Origin of the sequence: Amycolatopsis sp. NPDC098790 (assembly GCF_044759945.1) — a bacterium.
GTDB lineage: Bacteria > Actinomycetota > Actinomycetes > Mycobacteriales > Pseudonocardiaceae > Amycolatopsis.
The window spans coordinates 86,777-108,568 of sequence record NZ_JBIWAI010000009.1 but is presented as its reverse complement, the minus strand read 5'-3'; the positions used below and the strand labels follow the sequence as shown (position 1 = coordinate 108,568).

The 21,792-nt window shown below is 72.4% G+C and carries 26 protein-coding genes; 12 read left to right on the top strand and 14 right to left on the bottom strand.

The window, feature by feature from the left end; translation table 11 throughout:
* Window positions 1-4: 4 nt before the first annotated feature.
* From ACIQWX_RS46345 to ACIQWX_RS46335, 3 genes are read right to left on the bottom strand one after another with little or no spacing between them, the layout of a single operon-like run.
* Window positions 5-2,272, bottom strand: coding sequence for a phage tail sheath family protein (locus ACIQWX_RS46345; protein WP_400885589.1), 2,268 nt, complete (start codon window positions 2,270-2,272; stop codon window positions 5-7).
* A gap of 14 nt (window positions 2,273-2,286) precedes the next feature.
* A complete protein-coding gene (locus ACIQWX_RS46340) occupies window positions 2,287-3,015 on the bottom strand; it encodes a carboxypeptidase regulatory-like domain-containing protein (RefSeq protein ID WP_400885587.1) in 729 nt (242 codons plus the stop codon).
* Entirely contained in the window at window positions 3,012-3,584 is a 573-nt protein-coding gene (locus ACIQWX_RS46335) for a DUF4255 domain-containing protein (protein ID WP_400885584.1), read from the bottom strand. Before ACIQWX_RS46335 ends, ACIQWX_RS46340 begins: the two co-directional genes overlap by 4 nt.
* A gap of 155 nt (window positions 3,585-3,739) precedes the next feature.
* Between ACIQWX_RS46335 and ACIQWX_RS46330 the strand changes: the two genes are divergently transcribed.
* The 4 genes from ACIQWX_RS46330 to ACIQWX_RS46315 all read left to right on the top strand — a co-directional run bounded on the left by ACIQWX_RS46330 (window position 3,740) and on the right by ACIQWX_RS46315 (window position 6,910).
* Complete coding sequence (locus ACIQWX_RS46330; RefSeq protein ID WP_400885581.1) at window positions 3,740-3,946, top strand: hypothetical protein; 207 nt, start codon at window positions 3,740-3,742, stop codon at window positions 3,944-3,946.
* Window positions 3,947-4,097: 151 nt separating this feature from the next.
* A complete protein-coding gene (locus ACIQWX_RS46325) occupies window positions 4,098-4,784 on the top strand; it encodes a BTAD domain-containing putative transcriptional regulator (protein WP_400885578.1) in 687 nt (228 codons plus the stop codon).
* A 241-nt stretch (window positions 4,785-5,025) separates the two neighbouring features.
* Window positions 5,026-6,018: a LuxR C-terminal-related transcriptional regulator gene (locus ACIQWX_RS46320; protein ID WP_400885576.1), complete on the top strand. Its 993-nt coding sequence runs from the start codon at window positions 5,026-5,028 to the stop codon at window positions 6,016-6,018.
* Window positions 6,019-6,130: 112 nt separating this feature from the next.
* Entirely contained in the window at window positions 6,131-6,910 is a 780-nt protein-coding gene (locus ACIQWX_RS46315; RefSeq protein WP_400886220.1) for a glycoside hydrolase family protein, read from the top strand.
* Here the strand turns inward: ACIQWX_RS46315 and ACIQWX_RS46310 are convergent.
* From ACIQWX_RS46310 to ACIQWX_RS46300, 3 genes are read right to left on the bottom strand one after another with little or no spacing between them, the layout of a single operon-like run.
* Window positions 6,895-7,335 (bottom strand): VOC family protein, encoded by a 441-nt coding sequence (locus ACIQWX_RS46310; protein WP_400885573.1) that lies wholly within the window; start codon window positions 7,333-7,335, stop codon window positions 6,895-6,897. The genes ACIQWX_RS46315 and ACIQWX_RS46310 overlap by 16 nt on opposite strands.
* Complete coding sequence (locus ACIQWX_RS46305) at window positions 7,319-8,032, bottom strand: SDR family oxidoreductase (protein ID WP_400885570.1); 714 nt, start codon at window positions 8,030-8,032, stop codon at window positions 7,319-7,321. Before ACIQWX_RS46305 ends, ACIQWX_RS46310 begins: the two co-directional genes overlap by 17 nt.
* A 1-nt stretch (window position 8,033) precedes the next feature.
* Complete coding sequence (locus tag ACIQWX_RS46300) at window positions 8,034-8,903, bottom strand: DUF427 domain-containing protein (RefSeq protein WP_400885568.1); 870 nt, start codon at window positions 8,901-8,903, stop codon at window positions 8,034-8,036.
* Between the two features lie 67 nt (window positions 8,904-8,970).
* Here ACIQWX_RS46300 and ACIQWX_RS46295 point away from each other — a divergent pair, with 67 nt between their 5' ends.
* Entirely contained in the window at window positions 8,971-9,489 is a 519-nt protein-coding gene (locus tag ACIQWX_RS46295; protein WP_400885566.1) for a CGNR zinc finger domain-containing protein, read from the top strand.
* A gap of 11 nt (window positions 9,490-9,500) precedes the next feature.
* On the top strand, window positions 9,501-11,183 hold the full coding sequence (locus ACIQWX_RS46290) for an MOSC domain-containing protein (protein ID WP_400885564.1): 1,683 nt from the start codon (window positions 9,501-9,503) through the stop codon (window positions 11,181-11,183).
* Window positions 11,184-11,185: 2 nt separating this feature from the next.
* Here ACIQWX_RS46290 and ACIQWX_RS46285 read toward each other — a convergent pair whose 3' ends face one another.
* The gene (locus tag ACIQWX_RS46285) at window positions 11,186-11,755 is read right to left on the bottom strand and encodes a GNAT family N-acetyltransferase (protein ID WP_400885562.1); all 570 of its coding nucleotides are present in this window, start codon (window positions 11,753-11,755) and stop codon (window positions 11,186-11,188) included.
* A gap of 54 nt (window positions 11,756-11,809) precedes the next feature.
* On the opposite strand from ACIQWX_RS46285, the gene ACIQWX_RS46280 reads away from it, so the two are divergent.
* Genes ACIQWX_RS46280 through ACIQWX_RS46270 form a run of 3 tightly spaced genes read left to right on the top strand, consistent with a single transcriptional unit; the run spans window position 11,810 to window position 13,698 of the window.
* Entirely contained in the window at window positions 11,810-12,199 is a 390-nt protein-coding gene (locus ACIQWX_RS46280; protein WP_400885559.1) for a helix-turn-helix transcriptional regulator, read from the top strand.
* Window positions 12,200-12,249: 50 nt separating this feature from the next.
* Complete coding sequence (locus ACIQWX_RS46275) at window positions 12,250-12,714, top strand: hypothetical protein (protein WP_400885557.1); 465 nt, start codon at window positions 12,250-12,252, stop codon at window positions 12,712-12,714.
* An 18-nt stretch (window positions 12,715-12,732) separates the two neighbouring features.
* Entirely contained in the window at window positions 12,733-13,698 is a 966-nt protein-coding gene (locus ACIQWX_RS46270; RefSeq protein ID WP_400885554.1) for a LysR family transcriptional regulator, read from the top strand.
* Here the strand turns inward: ACIQWX_RS46270 and ACIQWX_RS46265 are convergent.
* From ACIQWX_RS46265 to ACIQWX_RS46250, 4 genes are all read right to left on the bottom strand, one after another.
* A complete protein-coding gene (locus tag ACIQWX_RS46265) occupies window positions 13,688-14,536 on the bottom strand; it encodes a carbohydrate-binding protein (RefSeq protein ID WP_400885551.1) in 849 nt (282 codons plus the stop codon). The two genes, ACIQWX_RS46270 and ACIQWX_RS46265, sit on opposite strands and share 11 nt — an antisense overlap.
* Window positions 14,537-14,700: 164 nt before the next feature.
* Window positions 14,701-15,348, bottom strand: a complete 648-nt coding sequence (locus tag ACIQWX_RS46260; RefSeq protein ID WP_400885548.1) for an FMN-dependent NADH-azoreductase — start codon at window positions 15,346-15,348, stop codon at window positions 14,701-14,703.
* A 42-nt stretch (window positions 15,349-15,390) separates the two neighbouring features.
* Window positions 15,391-16,068: a nitroreductase gene (locus ACIQWX_RS46255; protein ID WP_400885546.1), complete on the bottom strand. Its 678-nt coding sequence runs from the start codon at window positions 16,066-16,068 to the stop codon at window positions 15,391-15,393.
* An 85-nt stretch (window positions 16,069-16,153) separates the two neighbouring features.
* Window positions 16,154-16,636: a MarR family winged helix-turn-helix transcriptional regulator gene (locus ACIQWX_RS46250; RefSeq protein WP_400885544.1), complete on the bottom strand. Its 483-nt coding sequence runs from the start codon at window positions 16,634-16,636 to the stop codon at window positions 16,154-16,156.
* Window positions 16,637-17,053: 417 nt separating this feature from the next.
* Between ACIQWX_RS46250 and ACIQWX_RS46245 the strand changes: the two genes are divergently transcribed.
* Genes ACIQWX_RS46245 through ACIQWX_RS46235 form a run of 3 tightly spaced genes read left to right on the top strand, consistent with a single transcriptional unit; the run spans window position 17,054 to window position 19,058 of the window.
* The gene (locus ACIQWX_RS46245; RefSeq protein WP_400885542.1) at window positions 17,054-17,491 is read left to right on the top strand and encodes a helix-turn-helix domain-containing protein; all 438 of its coding nucleotides are present in this window, start codon (window positions 17,054-17,056) and stop codon (window positions 17,489-17,491) included.
* Window positions 17,488-17,988 (top strand): hypothetical protein, encoded by a 501-nt coding sequence (locus tag ACIQWX_RS46240; RefSeq protein ID WP_400885540.1) that lies wholly within the window; start codon window positions 17,488-17,490, stop codon window positions 17,986-17,988. Before ACIQWX_RS46245 ends, ACIQWX_RS46240 begins: the two co-directional genes overlap by 4 nt.
* A gap of 47 nt (window positions 17,989-18,035) precedes the next feature.
* The gene (locus ACIQWX_RS46235; RefSeq protein ID WP_400885538.1) at window positions 18,036-19,058 is read left to right on the top strand and encodes an MAB_1171c family putative transporter; all 1,023 of its coding nucleotides are present in this window, start codon (window positions 18,036-18,038) and stop codon (window positions 19,056-19,058) included.
* Here the strand turns inward: ACIQWX_RS46235 and ACIQWX_RS46230 are convergent, their stop codons facing one another.
* Genes ACIQWX_RS46230 through ACIQWX_RS46220 form a run of 3 tightly spaced genes read right to left on the bottom strand, consistent with a single transcriptional unit; the run spans window position 19,059 to window position 21,746 of the window.
* Complete coding sequence (locus ACIQWX_RS46230) at window positions 19,059-20,015, bottom strand: catechol 2,3-dioxygenase (RefSeq protein ID WP_400885536.1); 957 nt, start codon at window positions 20,013-20,015, stop codon at window positions 19,059-19,061. It lies immediately after the preceding gene.
* 10 nt (window positions 20,016-20,025) lie between these two features.
* On the bottom strand, window positions 20,026-21,045 hold the full coding sequence (locus ACIQWX_RS46225; protein WP_400885534.1) for a 4-oxalomesaconate tautomerase: 1,020 nt from the start codon (window positions 21,043-21,045) through the stop codon (window positions 20,026-20,028).
* Window positions 21,042-21,746, bottom strand: coding sequence for a 4-carboxy-4-hydroxy-2-oxoadipate aldolase/oxaloacetate decarboxylase (locus ACIQWX_RS46220; RefSeq protein WP_400885531.1), 705 nt, complete (start codon window positions 21,744-21,746; stop codon window positions 21,042-21,044). The genes ACIQWX_RS46225 and ACIQWX_RS46220 overlap by 4 nt, the downstream gene beginning before the upstream one ends.
* Window positions 21,747-21,792 lie beyond the last annotated feature (46 nt).

Below are 21,792 nucleotides of genomic sequence, written 5' to 3'. Positions count from 1 at the left end.
GTGGTCAGACGAGCTGGGGCTCGCGGGTCTTCTGCTGGATCCGGAAGATCACGAACTCCGCCGGGAACACGGGCGCCACCCCGATCACGCAGATGAGCCTGCCGTTGGCGATGTCGTCGTCGGTCATGGTGGAGCGGTCGCACTGGACGAAGAACGCCTCGTCCGCGGTGGTGCCGGCGAGCGCCCCGCTGCGCCAGACGGTGGTGAGGAAGTTCGTGACCGTCTGGCGCACCAGCGCCCACAGCGACTCGTCGTTCGGCTCGAACACGACCCACTGCGTGCCCTCGTCGATCGACTCCTCGAGGAACAGGAAGAGCCGGCGCACGTTGACGTACTTCCACGACGTGTCCGAAGACAGCGTGCGCGCGCCCCAGACCCGCTGGCCGAGGCCGGGGAAGAACCGCAGCGCGTTGATCCCGCGCGGGTTCAGCACGTCCTGGTGGCGCTTGGTGACGTCCTGGGCGATGCCGTCGGTCAGCCGGATGCCGCGGATGACCGCGTTGGCCGGTGCCTTGTGCACGCCCCGCTCGACGTCGGTGCGGGCGTAGATGCCGATGATGTGCCCGGACGGCGGTGCTTCGACGAACTGGTTGGTCGACGGGTCGTTGACGACGAGCCACGGGTAGTACAGCGCCGCGTATTTGGTGTCGAACGGCTCACGGAACGCCTGGATCCCCTCGATGTCGAGGCCGTCCTGCGGGTCGAGGACGGCGAAGCGGTCCTTGAGCTGCTCGCAGTGGGTGACCAGCGCCGACTCGACGGTGCCGGCCCACACGCCGGGCACCGCGCAGATCGCGATCTCGTCGATGTCCTCCAGTGCCACGATGCCGGTGCGCTTGCCGCTCCCGCCGTCGGTGCCGACGAAGTCGCCGACGTCGAGGCCGTCGAACGCGTCGTCCCCGTCGTCGGCGAGGCTGATCCAGGAGCCGGCGCCGGGTGTCGGGAACTCGGCGGGGTCGGTGCTGACGCCGTCGAGCGCGGTGGCGCGCACCAGCCGCGACTGGCTCGCCAGGGTGCCCACGACGCTGCCGGGTGCGGTGCCGGTCAGGCGCAGGTTGCGGAACGTCTCGGTCACCGCGACGCCGCCCGGGTCGGCGAACCGCGTGTCCACAGTGGACTCGACCAGCCGGAGGCGCGCGGTCTCGAACACCTGCTCCGGGGTGTCGGCGTCGAACGTGACGACGTCGTCCGGGCCGACCGAGACGACGTTCAGGGTGCTCAGCCGGTCACCGGTGTCGAGCTGCGTGGCCGCGCCCTCGTACAGCCGGCTCGAGCCGCTGACCCGCAGCTGAGTGCCGGCGCCGGCGTTGGACAGGCGCACCCGGCGCACGGTGAGGCCGGTCTTCCAGGGCGCGTGGGCGGTGCCGTCGGGGAAGGTCAACGTCACCTTGCCGTCGGCCGGCTGCGCGACGGTGACCGGGAAGCGCCGGTTGTTGATCAGGATCCAGACGTCGTCCGGCAGCGGGCCCGGGTCGAGGCCGGGCACCGCGTTCACCTCGATCGACGTGGCGTCGCGGTCGGCGTCGGCGGCGAGCGCGGTGATGAACAGCGGGCCCTCGTTCGGGTCGGGCAGCGCCGGGAGCGACGCGCTCACCGACGGCTGGATCCGCACCTGGACCGCCTTGCCCCAGGAGCCGGGGCTCGACGCGGCGAACCGCAGGCTCGGCGTGGCGACGCGGTCGCCCTTCTGCACGTAGTCCCCGCGCGCCGCCTTGACCTCCGCCGTCAGCGGGGTGCCGACGGTGACCCGGCCGGTGGTGGCGTTGTACGCGGTGATCGTCGTGCGGCCGATTTCGACGTTGTCGCTGCCCCGGAACACGGCGACCTCGTCCGTCCCGGTGAACCCGACCACGTGCCCGAGCTGCAGGGAGGTCGCCCCGGCCGCGGCGTCCTGCGTGATCGCGCTGACCAGGCCCGTGCCGAGGGTGCCGGACGCGGCGTCGGCGGTCTGGCTGGCGACCCGCTTGACGTAGAGGCGCTGGCCGCCGTTGTCGAAGAACCCCTTGACCGCCAAGGGGAACAGCCACCAGCGGCCACCCTCGGTGGGGTTGTTCGCCCAGGCGTCCCGGATCGCCGGGTCGGGCTCGGGCAGGAACCCGCCGAAGGTCGTCTGGAACTCCAGGAAGTTGGTCACCAGCTTCGGTTTGCCGTCGGTCGGGCCGCGCTGGGTGACCCCGACCATGCCCGCCGTGCTGGTGCTCACCCCCGCGATCGGCCGCGGCCCCGCGTCGACCTCCTCGACGTAGACGCCGGGGCTCAGGTATTCGGGCATGGTTTCAGCTCCTTCTACTGCTGGACGATTTCGATGACGTGCCGGACGTCCCGGTCGGTGGGCAGCCGGACGTCGAGTGCGCCGGCCCGCCCCGGCCGTTCGGTGGCGGTGAGGTGGAAGACCTGCACGGGCGGCGGTCCGGCGACCGCCTCGCCTTCCCAGCGCAGCGCGAGCCGGAACGCGCCCGCCGCGTCGGTCAGCGTCCGCTCGAGCCACGCGATCCCGTCGCGGACCGTGACGCCCCGGGCCTCGACGAGGGCGTTCGCGACCGGCGCCCGGGTGGCCGCGTCGACGACGACGCCGTACACCGTGCGGACGCCGGGCCCGTACGGGAACGCGGTGCCCGGCAGCAGCCGCACCACGCGCGGCTCGCTCTCCACGGCCGGCGGCGTGGTGTCGTCGTACGGGGCGGCGACGAACTCGATCCCGGCCACGGCCGCGTCGAAGTCTTCGCCGTCGGCCGGGTACAGCGGCGCGAGCCCGATGGCGGCGAACCGGACGCGGAACCGTTCGGGCTCGGCGCCCGCGACGCGGCGGCGGCCCAGCTCCGGGTAGGCGATCGCGGCGCTCGGCGTGCGGATCGCCGGCGTGTCCTGCGGCACCCAGACGTTCGCGTCCGGGTCGAAGCGGTCCAGCTCGACGCCGACACCGGCCGCGCGCGGGCGCTGGGCGAACTCGTCGAACGGCACGAACCACGCCGGGCTGTGCAGGACGGAGGTCTCGACGGGGTAGAAGCGGGTCATGGCAGCGGCGCCCCGGTGATCGTCCGGCTGCGCACGAGCCGCAGCTCGGAGACGTCGAGGGAGTCGAGGTTGACGACCCGGACCTCGTAGTTCAGCGACAGCCGGTAGGGCTTCTGGATCGCGTACCAGATCCACGACTTCTGGTCGAGCGTCAGCGGGGTCAGCGTGAACTGCAGTGCCTCGGTGGTGCCGGCCATGCTGCCGGTCAGCTCCTCGCCGGTCCAGATCGCGTCGTCGTAGAACACCTGCAGGGCGCGGCCGATCATCTGGTGCTGGGTCTCCTGGCTGCCGCCCCACGGCGTGATCAGGTACCGCAGCAGCAGCGCCATCGGCGGCTTGCGGCTCGTGGGCGCGTCCGGCGGCAGCGACCGGACCGGCGGCCGGTTGCGCGAGGTCGGGTCCTCGGCGATCTCGTACAGGAACACCGTGAGCGTCGCGTTGCTCGGCCGGTCCTCGAGGTCGCTCAGCCGCGCGGTCGGCGGCTCGACCGGATCCAGGGGCCGCAACGCCTCGGTGAGCCGGTTCACGATGATCGTCGAAACGTCGGCGACGACGCCGAAATCGCCCATGCCAGTCCTCCCCTGCCTGCCGCGGCGCAGCATCGCAGGGGTGGCGTGGCGGGGCCGCGATCAACGCGTCGCCCCGGCGTCACCACGGCGTTCCCGGATCCCGCGTTGACGCGGTGGCGACGCGGCGGTGACAGGCGCGCGCGCATGCTGCGTCGGTGGAGGCTCCCGAGGAACGATCCGGCAGCATGGTCCTGCGTGCCTGGCTGGAGGGCGGCCAGCCCGGCGCGCTGCGCGTGCGCATCCTCTCCACCGTCGGCACGGCCGAGCCGAAACCGCTCGCGGTGACGTCCCCCGAAGCGGTGCTCGAGGCCGTGCAGAACTGGCTGGACGAGCTCGGATCAGGCCCGATGACGTTTCCGTGACGCCCTGTTGACGCCACTCGATCGATAATTCGCGTAACGTTTCCCACACGGGTCGCGAATTGCTGTGCGGTGGGGTCGATCCGATCGGTGGCGGGCGTAGGTTGGGGAGCCGATGCGCACTGACGTGACAGAGATCGTGACACTGAGGCTGTTGAAGGGATTCACGCTGCTCGTCGAGGACGACCCGGTGACGCTGTCGTTCAGCGCGCAGCGGCTGCTCGCGTTCCTCGCGCTGCAGGACCGGCCGAGAACCCGCACGTACGTGGCGAGAACGCTGTGGCCGGAGGCGACGACGAGCCGCGCCAACGCGAACCTGCGCTCGTCGCTGTGGCGAGCCTCGCGCAGCGGCTACCAGGTGATCGATGCTTCGGTGCACGAAATGGCGCTGGCGGCCAACATCAGCGTCGACATCCACGACGCCGTCGCCCGCGCGCACCGCCTGCTCGACAAGTCCTGCGGGTGCGACGACATCCTCGACCGCCGGACCCGCGACGACCTGTCGGCCGACCTGCTGCCCGAGTGGTCGGACAACGAGTGGGTGCTGATCGAGCAGGAGCAGTACCACCAGCTGCGGCTGTACGCGTTGGAGGCCATGGCGAAACGGCTCACCACGGCGGGCCGCCACGGCGAGGCGGTGGCGGCCGGCCTGGCCGCGGTGCGCGCGGAACCGTTGCGGGAGAGCGCACACCGCGTGCTGATCGACGCCCACCTCGCGGCGGGCAACCGCGCCGCGGCCCGGCACCAGTACGAGCAGTGCCGCGGAACGCTGCGCGAGGAACTGGGACTGGAACCGTCCGAGTCCCTGCGCCACCTCCTTCCGCACACGACCGCGCACTGACCGTGATTCTTCGAATGGCGAACCCCATTCCGGTCAGGCCGGTCGCCGATTCACGGCGAATTCGCAGGGAATCGGCTCGGCGTGTGCCGGATCCGCATTGAATGGGTCTCCATGGAACTCCTCCGTCCTCGTCGGAACCCGTCCACGGTGGCAGCGCGGCGGCCGCGGTTCCATCGCTCGCGGGGTGACGGATTCCGGGCGGAGCGTCATCGCGCGGGCGCACCGGGAGGATGATGGCCGGGTGCCTCCCGACGACCCGGACGCGCCGGCCCGGCTGCGCGTCGACGCCGAGACGACGCTGATCCTGCGGGAGGCGTTCCACAAGATCGACGCCAACTACCGCAGCGACCACTACGGCCTCTACGACTACGCCCGCGCGGTGATGAGCAAGATCGTGCCCCTCGACCACTTCTACATCGGGTTCTTCCACGGCGCGAACCGCGTCCGCTACCCGTACGGCTACGACGGCGGCATGTACACCGACCCGGCGTCGCACATCTACGGCCCGCACGGCCAGGCCGCCTGGCTGCTCAAGCACCGCCAGACCTACCGCATGCAGTACGACAACGGGGCCGCGCTCAACGCCGGCGTCGCCTCGGGCGACACCAGCCGGATGTCCGCCGACGCCGTCACCACGCCGCTGTTCCGCCGCGGCCGCGCGGGCGAGCCGGTGGTGTTCGGCATGATGTCCATGCAGAGCTACCGGCCGGGCACCTTCGACGACAACTCGGTCCGGGCGTTCGAGTGGCTGGCCGACCTGGTCGCCCGCGTGCTGACCGCGGAAGCCGAGAACCTCGACGCGCTGCGCCGGCTGCCCGCCGACGTCGCCGGCGCACCGCCGCTGGTCACCGCGGACCACATCGTCGAGTTCCTGTCGTCGCGGGTGGCCGACGTCCGGCAGCGGGCCCAGGACGCCCTGGCCGTCCCGGACGCGGAGGCCTTGCGCGAGGCCCTGCAGCGGATCGTCACCGACTGCCAGCAGCTCCAGTCGGACCTCGTCGAGCTGACGCTCAACATCGACAACGGGCCCGAGGAACGGTTCCGGTCGCTCACCGCCGCCGAACAGGGGGTCGCGGTCCTGCTCGGCAGCGACCTGCCGAACGAGCGGATCGCCCGCGAGCTGGGCATCAGCCCGCACACCGTCAAGACGCACGTCCGCAACATCCTGGCGAAGTACCGGATGAGCGGCCGCGCGGCCGTGGCCGACGACGTCCGCAAGCACCTGGGCCGCTGATCGGGCACGGCCGCTTCCCCTTCGCGCCCCAGGGCCCGCCGCGATCTTGCCGCCCGCTCCCGGACGGCGTTATGCAGGACGTTCCGCCGACCGAGGAGCGCTCGTGAAGAAGATGCTCGCCGTCGTGGCCGTCCTCCTGCTCGCCCTCGCCGTGCCCGCGTCCGCGGCCGGCGGCAAGAAGGGCGTCAGCGCCAACCCGTACCCCGGAGCCGCCGGCGCGCTCGCGGACGTCGGGGCGAAGTGGTTCTACACCTGGGCGGCGGATCCACAGGGGATCGCGGTGCCGGGCGGGACCGAGTTCGTGCCGATGATCTGGGGCCGGGACTCGGTCACGCAGGACCAGCTCGACCGCGCGAAGGCGTCGGGCAGCACCCTGCTGGCCTTCAACGAACCCGACCTGGCGGGTCAGGCGAGCATGTCCGTCGAAACGGCGCTCGACCTGTGGCCGCGGCTGCAGTCGACCGGCATGCGGCTCGGCGCGCCCGCGGTGGCCTACGGCGGCGACGTCGCGGGCGGCTGGCTCGACCGCTTCCTGAGTGGCGCGGCAGCGCGCGGCTACCGCGTCGACTTCATCCCGCTGCACTGGTACGGCGGCGACTTCTCCACGGCGGCGACCGGTCAGCTGCAGTCGTACCTGCAGAAGGTGCCCGACCGCTACCACCTCCCGATCTGGCTGACCGAGTACGCGTTCATCGACTTCTCCGGCCCGTCCCCGCGCTACCCGTCGTCCGCGCAGCAGACCGACTTCGTCACCCGCTCGACGGCGATGCTGGAAGGACAGTCCTACGTCGAGCGGTACGCGTGGTTCTCGCTCTCGACGTCGACGTCGCCGACCGGGCTCTACTCGGGGACGACGCCGAACGCGAGCGGCGTCGCCTACCGGGCTCGGTAGCCGCGTTCCTGGACGATCCAGGTGTTGCCGTCCGGGTCGGCGAAGCCGAAGAAGCTCGCGTAGTCACGCCGGTCCGGGTCGACGCCGGGCGCGAAGTCGCCTTGCCAGTCCGCGGACTTCTTGTGCCGCGGCTCGCCCACCGGGACACCGCGTGCGGCCAGTTCCGCGTGGGCCGCCTCGAGGTCGGCGACCACCAGGTAGTGGTCCCGCGCCGAGCCGGGAGCCGCGGCGGTCAGGCCGACGCCGAGCTGGATCGACGCCGCCGAGCCGGGCGGGGTCAGCTGGACGACCCGGAAGCCGTCGTTCGGCGCGTAGTCGACGTCGAGGCCGAAGCCCAGCTGCTCGGTGTAGAACCGCACGGCCCGGTCGACGTCGGCGACCGGCAGCGTGAGCACTTCCAGGAGGAACTCAGACAAGGGACTCACCGCCGTCGACGCCGAGCGAAACCCCGGTCAGGAACGTGCTGCCGAGCGCGAACACCACGGCTTCGGCGATCTCTTCAGGCCGTCCGACCCGCCGTGCCGGGCTGGTCGCCGCGCGGGACGCGAACAGCGCTGCCTTCTTCTCGTCACCGAGAGCGTCGTAAGCCCCGGTGTCGATCGTGCCCGGCGACACCGCGTTCACCCGGATCGGCGCCAGCTCCACCGCGAGGCCGCGGGTCAGCGCGTCGACCGCGGCGTTCGTGGCGCCGACGGCGAGCATGCCGGCAGCGGGCTTGCGCGCCGACGAGCCCGAGAAGAACACGAACGAGCCGTCTTCGGGCAGCCGTGGCGCGAAGTGCTTGGCCAGCAGCAGCGGACCGAGCACCTTGACGTCGAACGACCGGAGCACGACGTCGTGGGCGAGGTCGCCGACCGCGCCGCGGGCCCGGGCCGACGCCGTCGAGACGACGTGGTCGACCCGGCCGAGCCGTTCGGCCAGCGCGGCGACGGAGGCTTCGTCGGTCAGGTCGACGGTGGCCGCCGTGACGCCCGGGTCGTCGTAGGCCGCGGCCAAGGCGTTCTCGTCGCGCCCGGCGACCACGACGGTGGCCCCGGCCTCGCGGACGGCGAGCGTCACCGCGCGGGCGATGCCGCTGCCGCGGCCGACGACGAGCACCGTGCGGTCCTTCAAGGCGGTCATCTCAGTTCCCCTTCCGGGTCAGCAGTTCGTCGGGGTCCAGTCCGCGGTCGATGCCGTGCGGGGTGACGGTCTGGCCCGGTTCGAGCGCGAGCTTGCGGCCGTCGAGGGTCACGTCGACGACGTCGGGCTCGAACGACACGAAACCGGACACCCTCTCGACCTCGGGCCACGCCTCGGGGTACGACCAGGCCGCGCGCTTGCCGGAGCCGATGTCGAAGTAGCCGGCCAGCCCCTTGTACGGGCAGAACGTCTCCCCCTCGACCGGCGTCAGCGCCGTCATGTCGATGTCTTCGCGCGGCACGTACCAGCGGGGCGCGAAGCCGGATTCGTAGAGCACGACCGGGCGCCGGGTCTCGGCGACGACGCGGTCGCCCTCGCGCACGACGAGGTGTCGCGAGGTCTGCCGGATGTCGATGCGGTGGTACGGGTCGGCCGCGTGCCCGACGATCCGCTCGTCCTCCTCGTAGAAGGCGTCCATCGCCCGCCAGGCGAAGGCGACGCGGTCGCGCAGGACGTCCGCGTGGCCGGGGAGGCCGGTGTACCGCCAGGCCGCGCGCGACGTCTCGCGGTCGCCCGCCCGGACGGTGAACCACTCGGTGGGGCCGAGCTCGCGGTGCGTCGTCGTCCGGTTCTCGGCGGTGAGCACGCCTTCGCGGACGTCAGCCAGCGGGAAGTACGCGACCGGGTAGCGGCCGGGTTCGTGCAGCAGGACGACGTCCTCGCTGTCGGCCACCCACTCGCCGCCGAACCGCACGCGCATCCGCCGCCGCAGCGGCTCGGCGAACAGCAGCCGCTCGGGCAGCGGCTGCTCGACCAGGAAGTGCCCCACCGCCCGCGTGGCCAGTGGTCCTTGCTGCCAGGACAGTCCCATCGATCTAACCTTTCTGATTGACTTTGATGGTTAGACATGGAAGCACCGGTACTGTAACCTGTCAAGCATGAGTTTGGAGGTTAGGTCGATGGCCGACGAGACACTGCTCCTGGACCTGCTCAACACGACCCCGATCCGCGACGGCGTCCCCGAGGACGACCTGGCCGACGCCGGGGCGGCCCGGGAGTGGCTCGCCGCCCACGGGCAGCCGGCCACCGGCGACGAGCACCGCGCGCTGCTCGAAGCGCGGGCCGTGCTGCAGGCGATCGTGCGGGGCCGGGACGCGCCGGCGGCCGCGGCCCGGTTCGTCGACGACGTGAGCTACCGGGCGGCCTTCGGCGACGACGGCGTCGAGTGGGTCCTCGACATCCCGGCCGGGCGGTCGGCCGCCGCGCGGGCCGTCCTCGCCTGGGACGCGCTCGCCAAGTCGAGCCCCGGCCGGCTGCGCCCGTGCGCCAACCCGGAGTGCCGGCTGTTCCTGATCGACCACAGCAAGCCCAACAGCGCCCGCTGGTGTTCGATGGCCGTGTGCGGCAACCGCATGAAGGCCCGGCGCCACTACCAGCGGTCCCGCTCGGCCGAGTGAAGGAGAAACCCATGGCGCGGCTGGTGTCGCTCAACGTCGGGATGCCGAAGGACGTGCCCTGGGAGGGGCGGACCGTCCACACGGGAATCTTCAAGTACCCGGTCGCGGGCCCCCGGCTGGTCCGCCGGCTCAACGTCGACGGCGACGGCCAGGGCGACCTGGGCGGCCACGGCGGCGAGAACCGCGCGGTGATGGTCTACCAGCGCCAGTCCTACGAGCACTGGCGGCGGTTCCTCGGCCGCGACGACCTCGAAGACGGCCAGTTCGGTGAGAACTTCACCGTCGACGGCCTGCCCGACGACGAGGTGCACATCGGCGACCGGTACCGGATCGGCGAGGCCGAGTTCGAGGTCACCCAGCCGCGGGTGACGTGCTTCCGCGTCGGCATGCGCCTGGGCGAGCCGCGGATGCCGTCGCTGCTGGTCGCGCACCACCGGCCCGGCTTCTACCTGCGGGTGATCACCGAAGGCCACGTCCAGGCCGGCGACGAGATCGTCCGCACCCGGACCGGCCGCCACGAACTGAGCGTCGCGGACGTCGACGCGCTGCTCTACCTGCCGGGACACGACCGCGACACGCTTCGCAAGGCCGTCGACATCCCCGCGCTCAGCCCCGGCTGGCAGGCGTCGTTCCGCGACCTCCTCGCGGCCCCGCCCGCGCCCGTGCCCTCGCCGAGCGGGTGGCGCGGCTTCCGGCCGCTGCGCGTGGCCCGGGTGGTGCCCGAGAGCACGACGGTCGCGTCGATCCACCTGGCCGCCGACGACGGCGCCCCGCTCCCCCGGCCCGAGCCGGGCCAGTACCTCACGCTGCGCGTCCCCGGCGCCGGCGACCCCGCGCCGGTCCGCAGCTACTCGCTGTCGGCGGCGCCGTCGGACCGCGAGTACCGCATCAGCGTGAAGCGGGACGGCGTGGTCAGCAGCTACCTCCACGCGCGGCTGGCGCCCGGCGCGGTGGTGGACGTCGCGGCGCCGCGCGGCGACTTCGTGCTGGCCGAGGACGACCGGCCGGTGGTGCTGCTGTCGGCGGGCATCGGCGTCACGCCGGTCTTGGCGATGCTGCACGCGTTGGCCGCCCGCCGGAGCCCGCGGGAGGTCTGGTGGGTGCACACCGCCCGGACCGCCGCCGAGCAGGCGTTCGCGGCCGAGGCGCACGGGCTGCTGGCGAGCCTGCCCCACGGTCACGAGCACGTCTTCCACACGGCGTCGACCGGCCGGCTGACGCTCGACACACTGTCCACTTTGGACCTGCCGATCGACGCGACGGCGTACCTCTGCGGTCCGGACGCGTTCATGACGTCGATGCGGGAAGCCCTGGTGTCACTGGGTTTCGACGCGGCTCGCGTCCACAGTGAACTGTTCGGCGGCGTGTCGGCGATCAACCCGGGACTGACCGGCGTCGTCCGGAAGACCCCGCACGCGCCGGAGGGTGCGGCGGGGACCGGGCCGGCGGTGACGTTCGCGCGCAGCGGGCTCACGGTGCCGTGGAGCGAGCGGTACCCGAGCCTGCTGGAGTTCGCGGAGGCGTGCGATGTGCCTACGCGCTGGTCGTGCCGGACGGGCGTGTGTCACACGTGCGTGACACCGGTGCTGTCGGGTGAGGTGGAGTACTCCCCCGAGCCGCTCGAACCCCCCGCCCCGGGCGAGGCGCTCGTCTGCTGCGCACGACCGCGCGAGGACGTCGTCCTGGATCTCTGAAGTCAGCCGAGGTCAAGCCGCATGAGCCAGCGGACGCGGCGGTCGGCGCGGGCGGCGGTCGGCCGGACGCGCTCGAAGCCCGCCGCCTCGAACAGCGTCGTCGTGCCGACGTGGGCCGCGCTCGACGAGATCCGCTCGCCCTCGGTGTCGACCGGGTAGCCCTCCACCGCCGGCGCGCCGCACTCGCGCGCGTACGCCACCGCGCCGTCGAGCAAGGCCGCGGACGCCCCGCGCCGCCGGTAGGGCGCCCGGACCACGAAGCACACGACGCTCCACACCGGCAGGTCGTCGAGCGGGGGCATCGTCCGCGACCGCTTCAGCCGTTCCATGCCCGACCGCGGCGAGATGCCGCACCACCCGGCCGGCGTCTCGCCGTCGTAGGCGAGCACGCCCGGCGCCGGTTCACCCGCGCAGAGCCCGCGGACGCGCTCGGCCCGCTGCTCGCCGCGCAGCGCGTTGTACTCGCCTGAGGTGATCCGGTAGGCGAGGCACCAGCAGGCCCGGTCGTTGCCGCCGGGGTTGAGGATCGCGGCGACGTCTTCGAAGCGCGTAGCGGGACGGATCGAGAACATGAGCTCACCGTAGGATCGATTCCCGACACAGCCACGTCGGTTAGGGGGACCCGCATGGACCGGCTCGTCGGTTCCGGCCGCTACCCGGGGATGGTCCAGCTGCACCAGGCCGTGCCGCTCGTGGAGCGCCAGCACGCGCTGATCGAGGAGATGCGCGCCCGCGCGCCCCGGTTCGTCACCGGCCGGGTGCTGGCCGAGCGCACCGGCACGACGGTCCGGACGATCGAACGCGACGTCACTCGCATGCGCGCGGCGGGCATCCCGGTCGAGGTGAAGCGCGGCGCCGGCGGCGGCTACCGGTTGACCATGCTGACGCAGGTCCCGCCGGTGAGCTTCACCCCGGGCGAGGTCGCCGCCCTCGTCGCGTCGCTCGTCGCCCTCGGTCCCTACACGTCGGCGACCGCGTGCAGTGCGCTGAACAAGCTGATCACTGCTTTTCGCTGACGATTTGTCGACTCCCGTCACACCGCCGGTCGCCGTCCCGTCGAAGGGGCATGAGAACTCTCGCGACGGCCACCACCGCGGCGTTCGCCGGTGGTGCCCTGCTGAGCCAGACCGTCATCGTCCCGTCCTGGCGGGCCGCGCCGCCGGAGGTGTTTCTGGCCCGCTTCGCGACCGAAGGACCGGTCACCGGCCTGACCGTGTTCCCGTTCGAGCTGGCTTCGCTGATCCTCCTGGGTGTCGCCACCGCGAAGCACCACTACCCGGCCCGCCTCTGGACGGCGGCGGCCTGCTGCGTCGCCGGGACCTTCGCGCTGCTGTTCTACTTCGTCCCCGCCAACAGCGCGCTGCTCGACCCCGCGTTCCCGCAAGGCGAAGTCGCCTCCGCGCTGACGACGTGGAACGCGGTGAACTGGGTGCGGACCGGCCTCGCGGTGGCCGCCGCGGCACTGGCCGCCACCGCCCGACTCAGGTCGGATGTCCCGCGTGATCACCCGGCCTACCCTGGAGCCGGCTGAGTGCCCCCGGGAGGCGTCGTGGACCTGGAACTGCGCCACCTGCGCGCGCTCGTGACCGTCGCCGACACCCGCAGCCTCACCCGCGCCGCCCGCGTGCTGCACGTCTCGCAGCCCTCGCTGTCCACGCTCCTGCGCCGCGTCGAACGGTCCGTCGGCGGGCCGCTGTTCGTCCGCTCCCCCACCGGCTGCGTGCCCACCCGGCTCGGCGCGGACGTCGTCGCCGACGCGCGGACCGTGCTCGCCGGCGTCTCCGCCCTGACCGAGCGGCTCGGCGAACGGCGCGCGCCCTCCGGGCCGCTGCGCGTCGGCGGCTACTGCGGCTTCCTGCACCTCGCGGTGTCGCGCTGGCTGCGCGACCGGCCGTGGAGCCACGGCGTGAGCGTCCACGAGGACCAGGACGAGACGGCCACCCTCGCCCGCCTCGCCGCGGGCGACCTCGACCTGGCGCTGGTCTACCTGCCGCCGCTGCCCGATCCCGTCGTCCCGGAAGGCATCGAAAGCCTCGTCGTGCACCCGCGCGAGCCGGTGTTCGTGATCCTCGCGCCCGACCACCCGCTCGCCCCGCACCGCACCGTCCCCTTCGCCGCGCTCGCCGGGCACCCGTGGGCGGACGACCCGCCGGGCACGACGCGCTGGTCGGCGTACCTCCAGCGCGTCTGCCGCCGCCACGGCGTCGCGCTCGACCAGCCGCACCGCCCGCAGTGCCTGGCGACGCTGCTGGACCTCGTCCGCGCGGGCATGGCGGTCGCCCCGGCGCTGGCGACGCGCGAAGACCGGCCCGCGAGCATCGCCGTGCGCGCGATCGAAGGCGCGCCGCTGTGGCAGGAGCTGCGGCTCTGCTACCGGCCGGGCACCCCGGTCGCGGCGCACGCCGAAGAGATCCACGCCGCCGTCGTCGCGAGCTACGCCGGCCGGCGGGGCTGCAGCGCCGCGTTCGACACCTGGTGGCACGAACGCGGCCGCGAGCTGCTGCTCACACGGTGACCCGCCAGGTGCTGTTCGGCGCCGGGACGTCGAAGCGCAGCGTCGAGCAGTCGTGGTCGGCCGGCCGCGGGTTCGCGGTCGGGCGCAGCGGCGAGTTCGCCGGCGAAGCGCTCACCCACCGCCCGGCGACGCGCAGCTGCAGCGAACTGGACTCGAACACCGCGCCGCGGGCGTCCGAGCAGTAGTACGCGTTGCCCGTCGCCGGGTTGCGCGTCGAGTACAGCTCGAAGATGTCCCAGCCTTCGTCCAGCGAGCTCTGGTCGCTGCCGCTCTGGGTGAACAGCGTGTCCCACGCGCCGGTCCGCACGTTGCGGAGCGAGGCCGTCCAGGTGTTGGCCGCCGCGCTGGTCCGGACCTCCTGCACGGTGTAGGCGGGGTGCCCGTTCACGGTGCTGGTGTAGGTGGCCAGGAAAGCGCTGTCGATCGGCACGACCTTGGCGGGCGACACCGAGCGGCACCAGTCCCACGCCCAGACCTGCGCCGCCCCGCCGAGGCCGTACGCGGTCACGACCTCGACGCACGAGTGCCCGGTGGGTTTCATCGTGGGCGCGTAGACGACGTCGTTGCGGTTGGAGATGCGCAGCGACGGCGTGACGCTCTGGGTGACGACCAGCCCGTCCGCACCGGTGGCGAGCTGGGGTTCGGGCCCCCAGAAGGTGTGCCGTTGCGCGACGGCTTTCCCTTGGCGTGCTTGGAGGAACCGATCGGCCATCGGCCCGGCGGCGGCCTGTGCGGCGGCACCGGTGAGGCCGGGAACGGTCCCCGCGGCGGACGCCGGCCTCGCCACCACGGTCGTGGCGGCGACGGCACAGCACAGGACGGCAAGCAGTTTCCGCATCGGCGCGTCTCCTCGTCCTCGGCGGACGAGGGCCGCCCACGGGACCCGGAGGCTAAGCCGCGGTTTCCGTTGCGGGGCACCGACTTTCGTCGGGCGGCCGGGATCGCGCCAGGCCGGCGCGGGGATGCGATTCCCGGCGCGGCGGTGTTATGCCGCCGTCCGGCTCAAGCGACCCGCCGCGCGGCCGCCTTCCCTTTGGCGGCGGCGTCTTCGAGCGCCTTCAACCGGGATGCCTCGGCTTTCGGGACCAGTCCGGCCATCGCCGGGTGCAGGTGGGCGCGGGTGAGTTCGGGGACGATGAAGTCGACTTCCATCCCCATCGTGCCGCCGAGGACGGCCGTCAAGTAGTTCCGGACGTAGTCCGAGCCCGCCCGCGGCGTACCCGGTTCGTACGAGCCACCGCGGCTGGCCACGACGTAGACCGGCGTGCCGGCGACCGACGATTCCGGCCCCGCGCTCCGGCCCGCGATGACGACGTGGTCCAGCCACGCCTTCAGGCTCGACGGGATGGTGAGGTTGTACATCGGCGCGCCGATGAGGACGACGTCGGCGCGCTCCAGCTCTTCGAGCAGCTCGACCCGCCGGGCGAACGCGGCGGCCTGCTCGGGGTCGTGCGTCGCCGGATCGGCGAACCCGGCCGCGGCCCCGGCGGTGCCGAGGTGGGGCACGGGGTCGGCGGCGAGGTCGCGGTGGACGACCGTGCCGCCGGGGTGCTGTTCCTCCCAGGCAGCGCGGAAGGCCGCCGTGACCGGGCGGGAGGCGGACGCAGGCGCCGGCCAAAGGGACGTGTCCAGGTGCAGCAAGGTGGCCATGACGGACTCCGGTTTCTCGTCGGTGAAGGGAAAAGGCCCGGCTCAGCAGCCGAGGAACGTGACGGTCTCCGCGAGCGGCGCCCGGCCGGTGCGGGACCGGTCCGCCGCGGTGTCCTCGTACCCGATCGACATGCCGCAGAACAGCAGCAGCTCCGGCGGCGGCGCCACGATCTCCGCGACGGTCCGGTGCACCTTCGCCCACGCCATCTGCGGGCAGCTGTGCAGCCCTTCGGCACGCAGCAGCAGCATGACGGTCTGCAGGAACATGCCGGCGTCGGACCACTGGGGCCGGCACAGGCCGCGGTCGAGGTAGCAGAACAAGGCGGCGGGCGCGCCGAAGCAGTCCCAGTTGCCGGCCGCGGCCCGCTGGCGCGCCTCCAGGTCGTCGCGCGCGATGCCGAGCGCACCGTAGCGCTGTTCGCCGAAGGCGGCTCGGCGCTCGCGGTAGGGGGACCGCAGCGCGGACGGGTACATCTCGTACTCCGGCTCGTCCCAGGGATCGCCGGTGGCCAGGCGTTCCCCGGCGCGCTTCTTGAGGTCGGCCAGCGGCGCGCCGGTGACCACGAAGGCGTGCCACGGCTGGATGTTCGACCCCGAAGGCGCGTGGCCGGCCGCGGCCAGCACGCGTTCCAGTACCTCCCGTGGCACCGGCCGATCGCTGAACGACCGCACCGCCCGGCGGCTGGTGACCGCTTCGTAGACGTCTAGCACCGAACTCACCTCGCAGACTTCGTTACGAACGAGAAAGTATCATTCGATACTGTTTCTCGGCCACACGAATGTCGGCGAGATCTCAGCAAGCGGCTTAAGCCCGGCTGCCGGGAGGATGGGCGAGCCGGGTCAGCAGGTCCGTCAGCCGGGCGGTTTCTTCGGCGTCGAGGTCGGAGACGAGCCGTTCGGCCACCGGCTCCGCCTGGAGGTGAGCCGCGTCGAACAGGTCCGTGCCCCGCTGGGTGATCTCGACCGCCCGCACCCGCCGGTCCCCCGGCACGGGCTTGCGCACGGCCAGCCCCAGCCGTTCCAGGTCGTCCACGACCCGCATGATCCCGGCCTTGTCGGACCCGGCCGCCTCCGCCAGGTCCCGCTGCACGGTGGGCCCGCGGTCGGCGAGCACGATCAGCACGGCGAAGTGCCGCAGTTCGATCCCGAGCGGCCGCAGCGCCTCGGTCATCACGGCGGCGGCGCGCCAGTGCGCCCGGCGCAGCAGCAGGCCGAGGGCGAACGGCGAGACGTCCCCGGGGCGGTCGGTCGCCCGCGGGGCACTGGTCCTGCGAGGAACATCGGCCACGGGCCCACACTATCCGGCTACTGGCTGGTTCCGCGGCACGTGCCCGGTCCCCTGCGGACGACCGGGACGACCCGCGTCAACGCGACCGGTCCGGCTCGGCCGAGCATCGTCGTATAGACCGTTATACGCGTCAAGTGCACGAGGGGCGCCGTTCCGCAGGCCGCGGTCGAAACCGCGGTGAGCGCCACGGGTTCGTCGGAGGTTCAGGTTCGCTGCCCCGCAGGGCAGCCGGCGCCTCCGATGCAGTGGGCGTAGAGCAGTGCGGCGGCCCCCACCACGGCCAGCCGTCCGGTGATCGTCGTCCTCGGGTGCTTCCTCGGAATGTGAACCGCCCCCTCGCCCATTCACATCAGTTGGTGAACTCGGCCGTGATCGTAAACTGACGTGGCCGACGTGGTCAACGGTAGACTCCGCGCCATGCCGGAGGAGATCGCCGCGGGAACCCTCTCCGCGAAGCTGAACCACCTGTTCAGCGTCGTGCGCCCGGCCGACGGCGACGAGTACACCTTCGACGAGGTCGCCGAGTCCATCCGCGCGCAAGGCGGCCCGACGATTTCGGCCACCTACCTGTGGCAGCTGCGCAAGGGCCTGCGCGACAACCCGACCAAGCGGCACCTCGAAGCGCTCGCGGGGTTCTTCGGCGTGCCCCCCGCGTACTTCTTCGACGACGCCGAAGCCGAGCGCATCGACGCGGAGCTGACGCTGCTCAGCGCGCTGCGGGACGCTCCGGTCCGGCAGATCGCCCTTCGCGCGCGCGGGTTGTCGGCGAAGAGCTTGGAAGCGATCAGCGACATGGTCGACCGGGTCCGCGAGCTCGAGGGCCTCCCCGAACCGGCGAGCGACGCCGAACGATGACCTCGCGGCGCCGGCTCCGGCACCAGTTCACCGCGGTGCTGCGCGAGCTGAGCCTGCCGGCCAGGTTCGACGTGCGGACGCTGTGCGCGGCGCTGGGCGAGCGCCGCGGCCGCCCGATCCGGCTGCTGCCCCTGCCCGGGCTGTCGGAGGTGTGCGGCCTGTGGATCGCGACGGCGACGACGGACCTGATCGCGTACGAGAAGCACACGAGCGCACCGCACCAGGACCACATCGTGCTGCACGAGATCGGCCACATGCTGTGCGACCACTACCCGGCGACGCTCACCCCGGCCGAGCAGGCCCACGTCCTGCTCCCCAACCTGGACCCGGCGATGGTCCGGAGGGTACTGGGGCGCGCGGGGTATTCGAGCGAGGAGGAGCGGGAGGCGGAGCTGTTCGCGTCGATGCTGGGCCAGCACACGGGTTTCGCGCGGCAAGGCGATTCGGCGGCGGACCGGCTGCGTTCGGCGTTGGAGGACGGCGGCGACCGTGGGTGAAGTGAGCGGCCGGATGGGCTCGGTCGCCGTGGAGAAGCGCGGCACCCGTGGCTGAACTGATCCGCCGCTACGGCCCGGCCGTCTTCGCCTGGGCCCTCCTCCTCTGGCTCCGCCCGAGCCCCACCCCCGGCCGCCGGCTGGTGCGGTTCTGCGTGCTCGGCCTGGCCGTCTCGCAGACCGCGCTCACCCCCGCCGTCCGCGCCTTCACCCGCGAACTCGGTGCCCCCAACGTCGAACTGCTCGTCGCCCACCTCGCCATGGTCGGTGCCGTCTGGGCCGGCGCGCAGCTCCTCCTCACCGTGCACGGGCTCCGCGAAAGCGCCCGGCGGCACACCGCCTGGGCCGCCACCGGCGGTGCCGTGATGATCGCGTTCTTCGCGCTGGCGCCGAACATGATGCCGCAGTCGCCGTTCGTCATGGAGTACTGCATCGCCTACGCCCTCGCGCTCCTGCCCGAACTCGCGGTCATCGCCGCGCTGTGCCTGCAGGACGCGCGCCGCACGGCCGACCGCGTCGTGCGCGCCGGCTTCGGGCTGGTCGTCGCCGGGGTCGTCGCCGCGGCGGGCTACATGGTGATCCGGACCGTCATCGCCGTCACCGCCCGCGCTCCCTTCACCTTCGAGTACGGCCGCGGTTTCCTGCTGAGCAAGGCCCTTCCGACGGCGGCCCACGTGCTCGTGCTCGTCGGCGTCGGCGTGCCCGCGGCGGCCGGCTGGCTGCGCCACCACCGCCAGTACCGCCGGCTCGGCCCGCTCTGGCTCGCCCTCTACCGCGCCGAGCCCGCGATCGCGCTCGAACCACCGCGCACCACGCTCTTCCCGACGCGGCTGCACCTCTACCGCCGGGTCATCGAGATCCGCGACGGCCTGCTCGCCATCCGCCCGTACCGCACCGGTTCCGGCACCGGCGAACACCAGGAGGCCGCCGAGATCGCCGCCGCCCTGCACGCCCGCGAGGAAGGCAAGCCACCGCTCGCGACCGACCCGACCGTCCAAGGTGGACAGGATCTCGGCAGCGACACCGAGTACCTCTGCCGCGTCGCCGACGCCTACCGCGAGCTCACGCGCTGATCACGCCACCGGCGGCGTCCCGTGCGTGTGGAACGACTCGATCGTCTTCAACCCCCACGCCTGCCCCTTCGCGCGCTCGGCCTCGGTCCAGGTGACCGGCTCCCAGTCCGGCGCGAAGATCAGCCGCCCCGTCGGGTTGCACAGCTCGATCCGGTTGCCGCCGGGCTCGTAGAGGTAGAGGAAGAACGTCTGCTGGATCGCGTGCTTGTGCGGCCCGGTCTCGATGTGGACGTCGTTGTCGAGCGCGATGTCCGCCGCGCGCAGGATGTCCTCGCGCGTGTCGGTGGCGAACGCGATGTGGTGCAGGCGCCCGTTCGACTTCGTCCAGTCGTTCGTGTACACGAGGTCGTAGGACTTCTGCGCGAAGTGCGTCCACTGCCCCGAAATCACGCCGCTGTCGAGCTGGATCTGTTCGGTGACCCGGCCGCCGAGCGCGTCGCAGATGAACCGGCCGTTGGCTTCGGCCTCCCGCGCCAGGTAGTTGACGTGGTCGAGGCGCCGGACGCCCACCCCGCGTCCCGGGTACGCCTGCGCCTGGTTCTTCAACGCCGGCCGCAGGTGCTCCGGCGGCTGGTAGCGCTCGGATTCCCAGTAGACCTCGAGCTCGTGGCCGTCCGGGTCGCGGAACAGGTAGGTCGCGCCGATCCCGGTGTCGCCGTCCACCCAGCCGACGCCGAGCCCGCGTTCCTCGAGGGCGACGACGCGCCGTTTGAGGGCCTCTTCGCTCGACGCGCGCAACGCCGTCCGCCCGACCCCCGACGTCTTCGCCGCGGTCAGCTTCAGGCTGTGGTGCTCGTAGTCGTCCCACGTGCGCAGGTAGACGGAGTCGCCGTCGGTGCCGTTCTCGGTCAGCCCGAGCACGCGGACGAAGAAGTCCAGGCTCTTCTCCGGCTCCGGGGTCAGCAGCTCGACGTGGCCGAGGTGGGCGATTTCGTGACGCGGCGAGGGGTCGGGCATGGATCTCTCCTCAGGGGCGCGGGAAAACGGTGCCGTCGAACAGCTTCCGCGCGGTGCGGATCACCGTCGACCGGCGGACGCGGGAGTCTTCGAACTCGATCGCCACGGCGAGCTTGCCGCTCGGGTGCTCGATCTGGACGGGCTCGCCGTCCGCCGGCTTCCGGAGGAGTTCGGCTCCTACGGCACCTTCGAGCAGCAACGCCGTCACGACGCTGACCCCACCGAGCACGCCGATCGACGGGTGCTGCTTGACCGGGATGAACGTGCGGGTGGCGATGGCGCCGCCGTCGCGCGGCGCGGAAACGAGCGTCGTCTTGGGGACCGACGAGCCGCGGACGTCGCCGAGGCCCATCAGCTTCCCGGCTTCGATGCGCAGCGCGTCGATCCGGTCGGCGAGCCCCGGCTCCTCGCCGAGGTCCTCGGCGCGGGCCACGACGACCGGCATCCCGTTGTCCACGCAGGTGACCGCGATGCCGCCGATGTCGTCGCGGACGTTGCCGGTGGGCAGCAGGCTGCCGCAGACCGATCCTTCGGTATCGGTGAAGTCCAGTTCGACCGGGGCGGCGGTGCCGGGGACGCCGGAGATGGCCGTGTCACCGCTGTAGTCGACTTCGCCGCCGGGGGTGGCGAACGTCGAAACGGCGATGCTGCCGGTGTTGACCAGCCGGATGCGCACGGTGGTGCGTTCGGGCCCGGCGGGCACGAGCCCGCGTTCGACGGCGAACTGCCCGACGCCGGCCAGGAGGTTGCCGCAGGTCTGCCGGTCGGAGACGGTCGGCTCTTCGACACCGAGCTGCAGGAACAGGTAGTCGATGTCGCGGTCCTCGGCGTCCACTTCGGACACGATGGCGACCTTGCTGGTGACGGGCTGGGCACCGCCGAGGCCGTCGATCTGGCGCGGATCGGGAGTGCCCATGATCCGCATCAGGAGGTCGTCGCGGGTCCGCGGGTCCGACGGGAGGTCCTCGGCGAGGAAGTAGGCGCCCTTGGAGGTGCCGCCGCGCATGAGCATGCAGCGCACGCCGGTCATGCCTGCTCCTTCTCGTACTCCTCGGCGGTCAGGTACCGGACGCCGAGGGCGTCGAGCTTTTCGCGCAGCCCGTAGCGGTCCAGGCCGAGCTGCCCCTGGGCGAACGCTTCCCGCGCGGCGGCTTCCTTTTCCAGCCGGGCTTGCGAGGCTTCGAGTCCGATTTGGACGTCCTCGCGGCGCACGCGCATGACACCGTCGTCGTCGGCGAGGACGGCGTCGCCCGGGCGGATGACCTGGCCGCCGATGACGACGGGCACGTTGACGGCCCCGGCGGTCGCCTTGACGGTGCCCTGCGCGCTGACGGCGGCCGACCACACGGGGAAGCCGAGCGCGCGCAGGTCGGTGACGTCGCGGACGCCGGTGTTGATGACGAGGCCCTTCACGCCGCGGTACCGCAGCGCGGTGGCGAACAGCTCGCCGAAAAGCCCGTCGCGGCAGGGGGAAGTGGTGGTGACGACGAGGACATCGCCTTCACGGCACTGCTCGACGGCGGCGTGGATCATGAGGTTGTCCCCGGGCCAGCAGAGCGCGGTGACGGCGGTGCCGCCGATCCGCGCGCCGTCCTGGATCGGGCGGAGGTCGGGGCCGAGCAGCCCGGAGCGCCCGAGAGCCTCGTGAACGGTGGCGACGCCGTAGTCGGCCAGCTGCGCGACCTGCGCGAGGTCGGCGCGCGGCGGATCGGTGACGATGACGGGCTTCATACCGGCTACGATACGGTTCGGTTGACGAAATTGTCAACAATCTTGG

Excerpts from the sequence above, each read along its gene's own strand:
- ACIQWX_RS46230 (WP_400885536.1), bottom strand. The coding sequence starts at position 20,015 with ATGCCCGACCCCTCGCCGCGTCACGAAATCGCCCACCTCGGCCACGTC.
- ACIQWX_RS46300 (WP_400885568.1), bottom strand. The coding sequence starts at position 8,903 with ATGGGACTGTCCTGGCAGCAAGGACCACTGGCCACGCGGGCGGTGGGG.
- ACIQWX_RS46280 (WP_400885559.1), top strand. The coding sequence starts at position 11,810 with ATGGACCGGCTCGTCGGTTCCGGCCGCTACCCGGGGATGGTCCAGCTG.
- ACIQWX_RS46345 (WP_400885589.1), bottom strand. The coding sequence starts at position 2,272 with ATGCCCGAATACCTGAGCCCCGGCGTCTACGTCGAGGAGGTCGACGCG.
- ACIQWX_RS46315 (WP_400886220.1), top strand. The coding sequence starts at position 6,131 with ATGCTCGCCGTCGTGGCCGTCCTCCTGCTCGCCCTCGCCGTGCCCGCG.
- ACIQWX_RS46265 (WP_400885551.1), bottom strand. The coding sequence starts at position 14,536 with ATGCGGAAACTGCTTGCCGTCCTGTGCTGTGCCGTCGCCGCCACGACC.
- ACIQWX_RS46220 (WP_400885531.1), bottom strand. The coding sequence starts at position 21,746 with ATGAAGCCCGTCATCGTCACCGATCCGCCGCGCGCCGACCTCGCGCAG.
- ACIQWX_RS46285 (WP_400885562.1), bottom strand. The coding sequence starts at position 11,755 with ATGTTCTCGATCCGTCCCGCTACGCGCTTCGAAGACGTCGCCGCGATC.
- ACIQWX_RS46335 (WP_400885584.1), bottom strand. The coding sequence starts at position 3,584 with ATGGGCGATTTCGGCGTCGTCGCCGACGTTTCGACGATCATCGTGAAC.
- ACIQWX_RS46225 (WP_400885534.1), bottom strand. The coding sequence starts at position 21,045 with ATGACCGGCGTGCGCTGCATGCTCATGCGCGGCGGCACCTCCAAGGGC.
- ACIQWX_RS46245 (WP_400885542.1), top strand. The coding sequence starts at position 17,054 with ATGCCGGAGGAGATCGCCGCGGGAACCCTCTCCGCGAAGCTGAACCAC.
- ACIQWX_RS46305 (WP_400885570.1), bottom strand. The coding sequence starts at position 8,032 with ATGACCGCCTTGAAGGACCGCACGGTGCTCGTCGTCGGCCGCGGCAGC.
- ACIQWX_RS46340 (WP_400885587.1), bottom strand. The coding sequence starts at position 3,015 with ATGACCCGCTTCTACCCCGTCGAGACCTCCGTCCTGCACAGCCCGGCG.
- ACIQWX_RS46260 (WP_400885548.1), bottom strand. The coding sequence starts at position 15,348 with ATGGCCACCTTGCTGCACCTGGACACGTCCCTTTGGCCGGCGCCTGCG.
- ACIQWX_RS46290 (WP_400885564.1), top strand. The coding sequence starts at position 9,501 with ATGGCGCGGCTGGTGTCGCTCAACGTCGGGATGCCGAAGGACGTGCCC.
- ACIQWX_RS46295 (WP_400885566.1), top strand. The coding sequence starts at position 8,971 with ATGAGTTTGGAGGTTAGGTCGATGGCCGACGAGACACTGCTCCTGGAC.
- ACIQWX_RS46240 (WP_400885540.1), top strand. The coding sequence starts at position 17,488 with ATGACCTCGCGGCGCCGGCTCCGGCACCAGTTCACCGCGGTGCTGCGC.
- ACIQWX_RS46275 (WP_400885557.1), top strand. The coding sequence starts at position 12,250 with ATGAGAACTCTCGCGACGGCCACCACCGCGGCGTTCGCCGGTGGTGCC.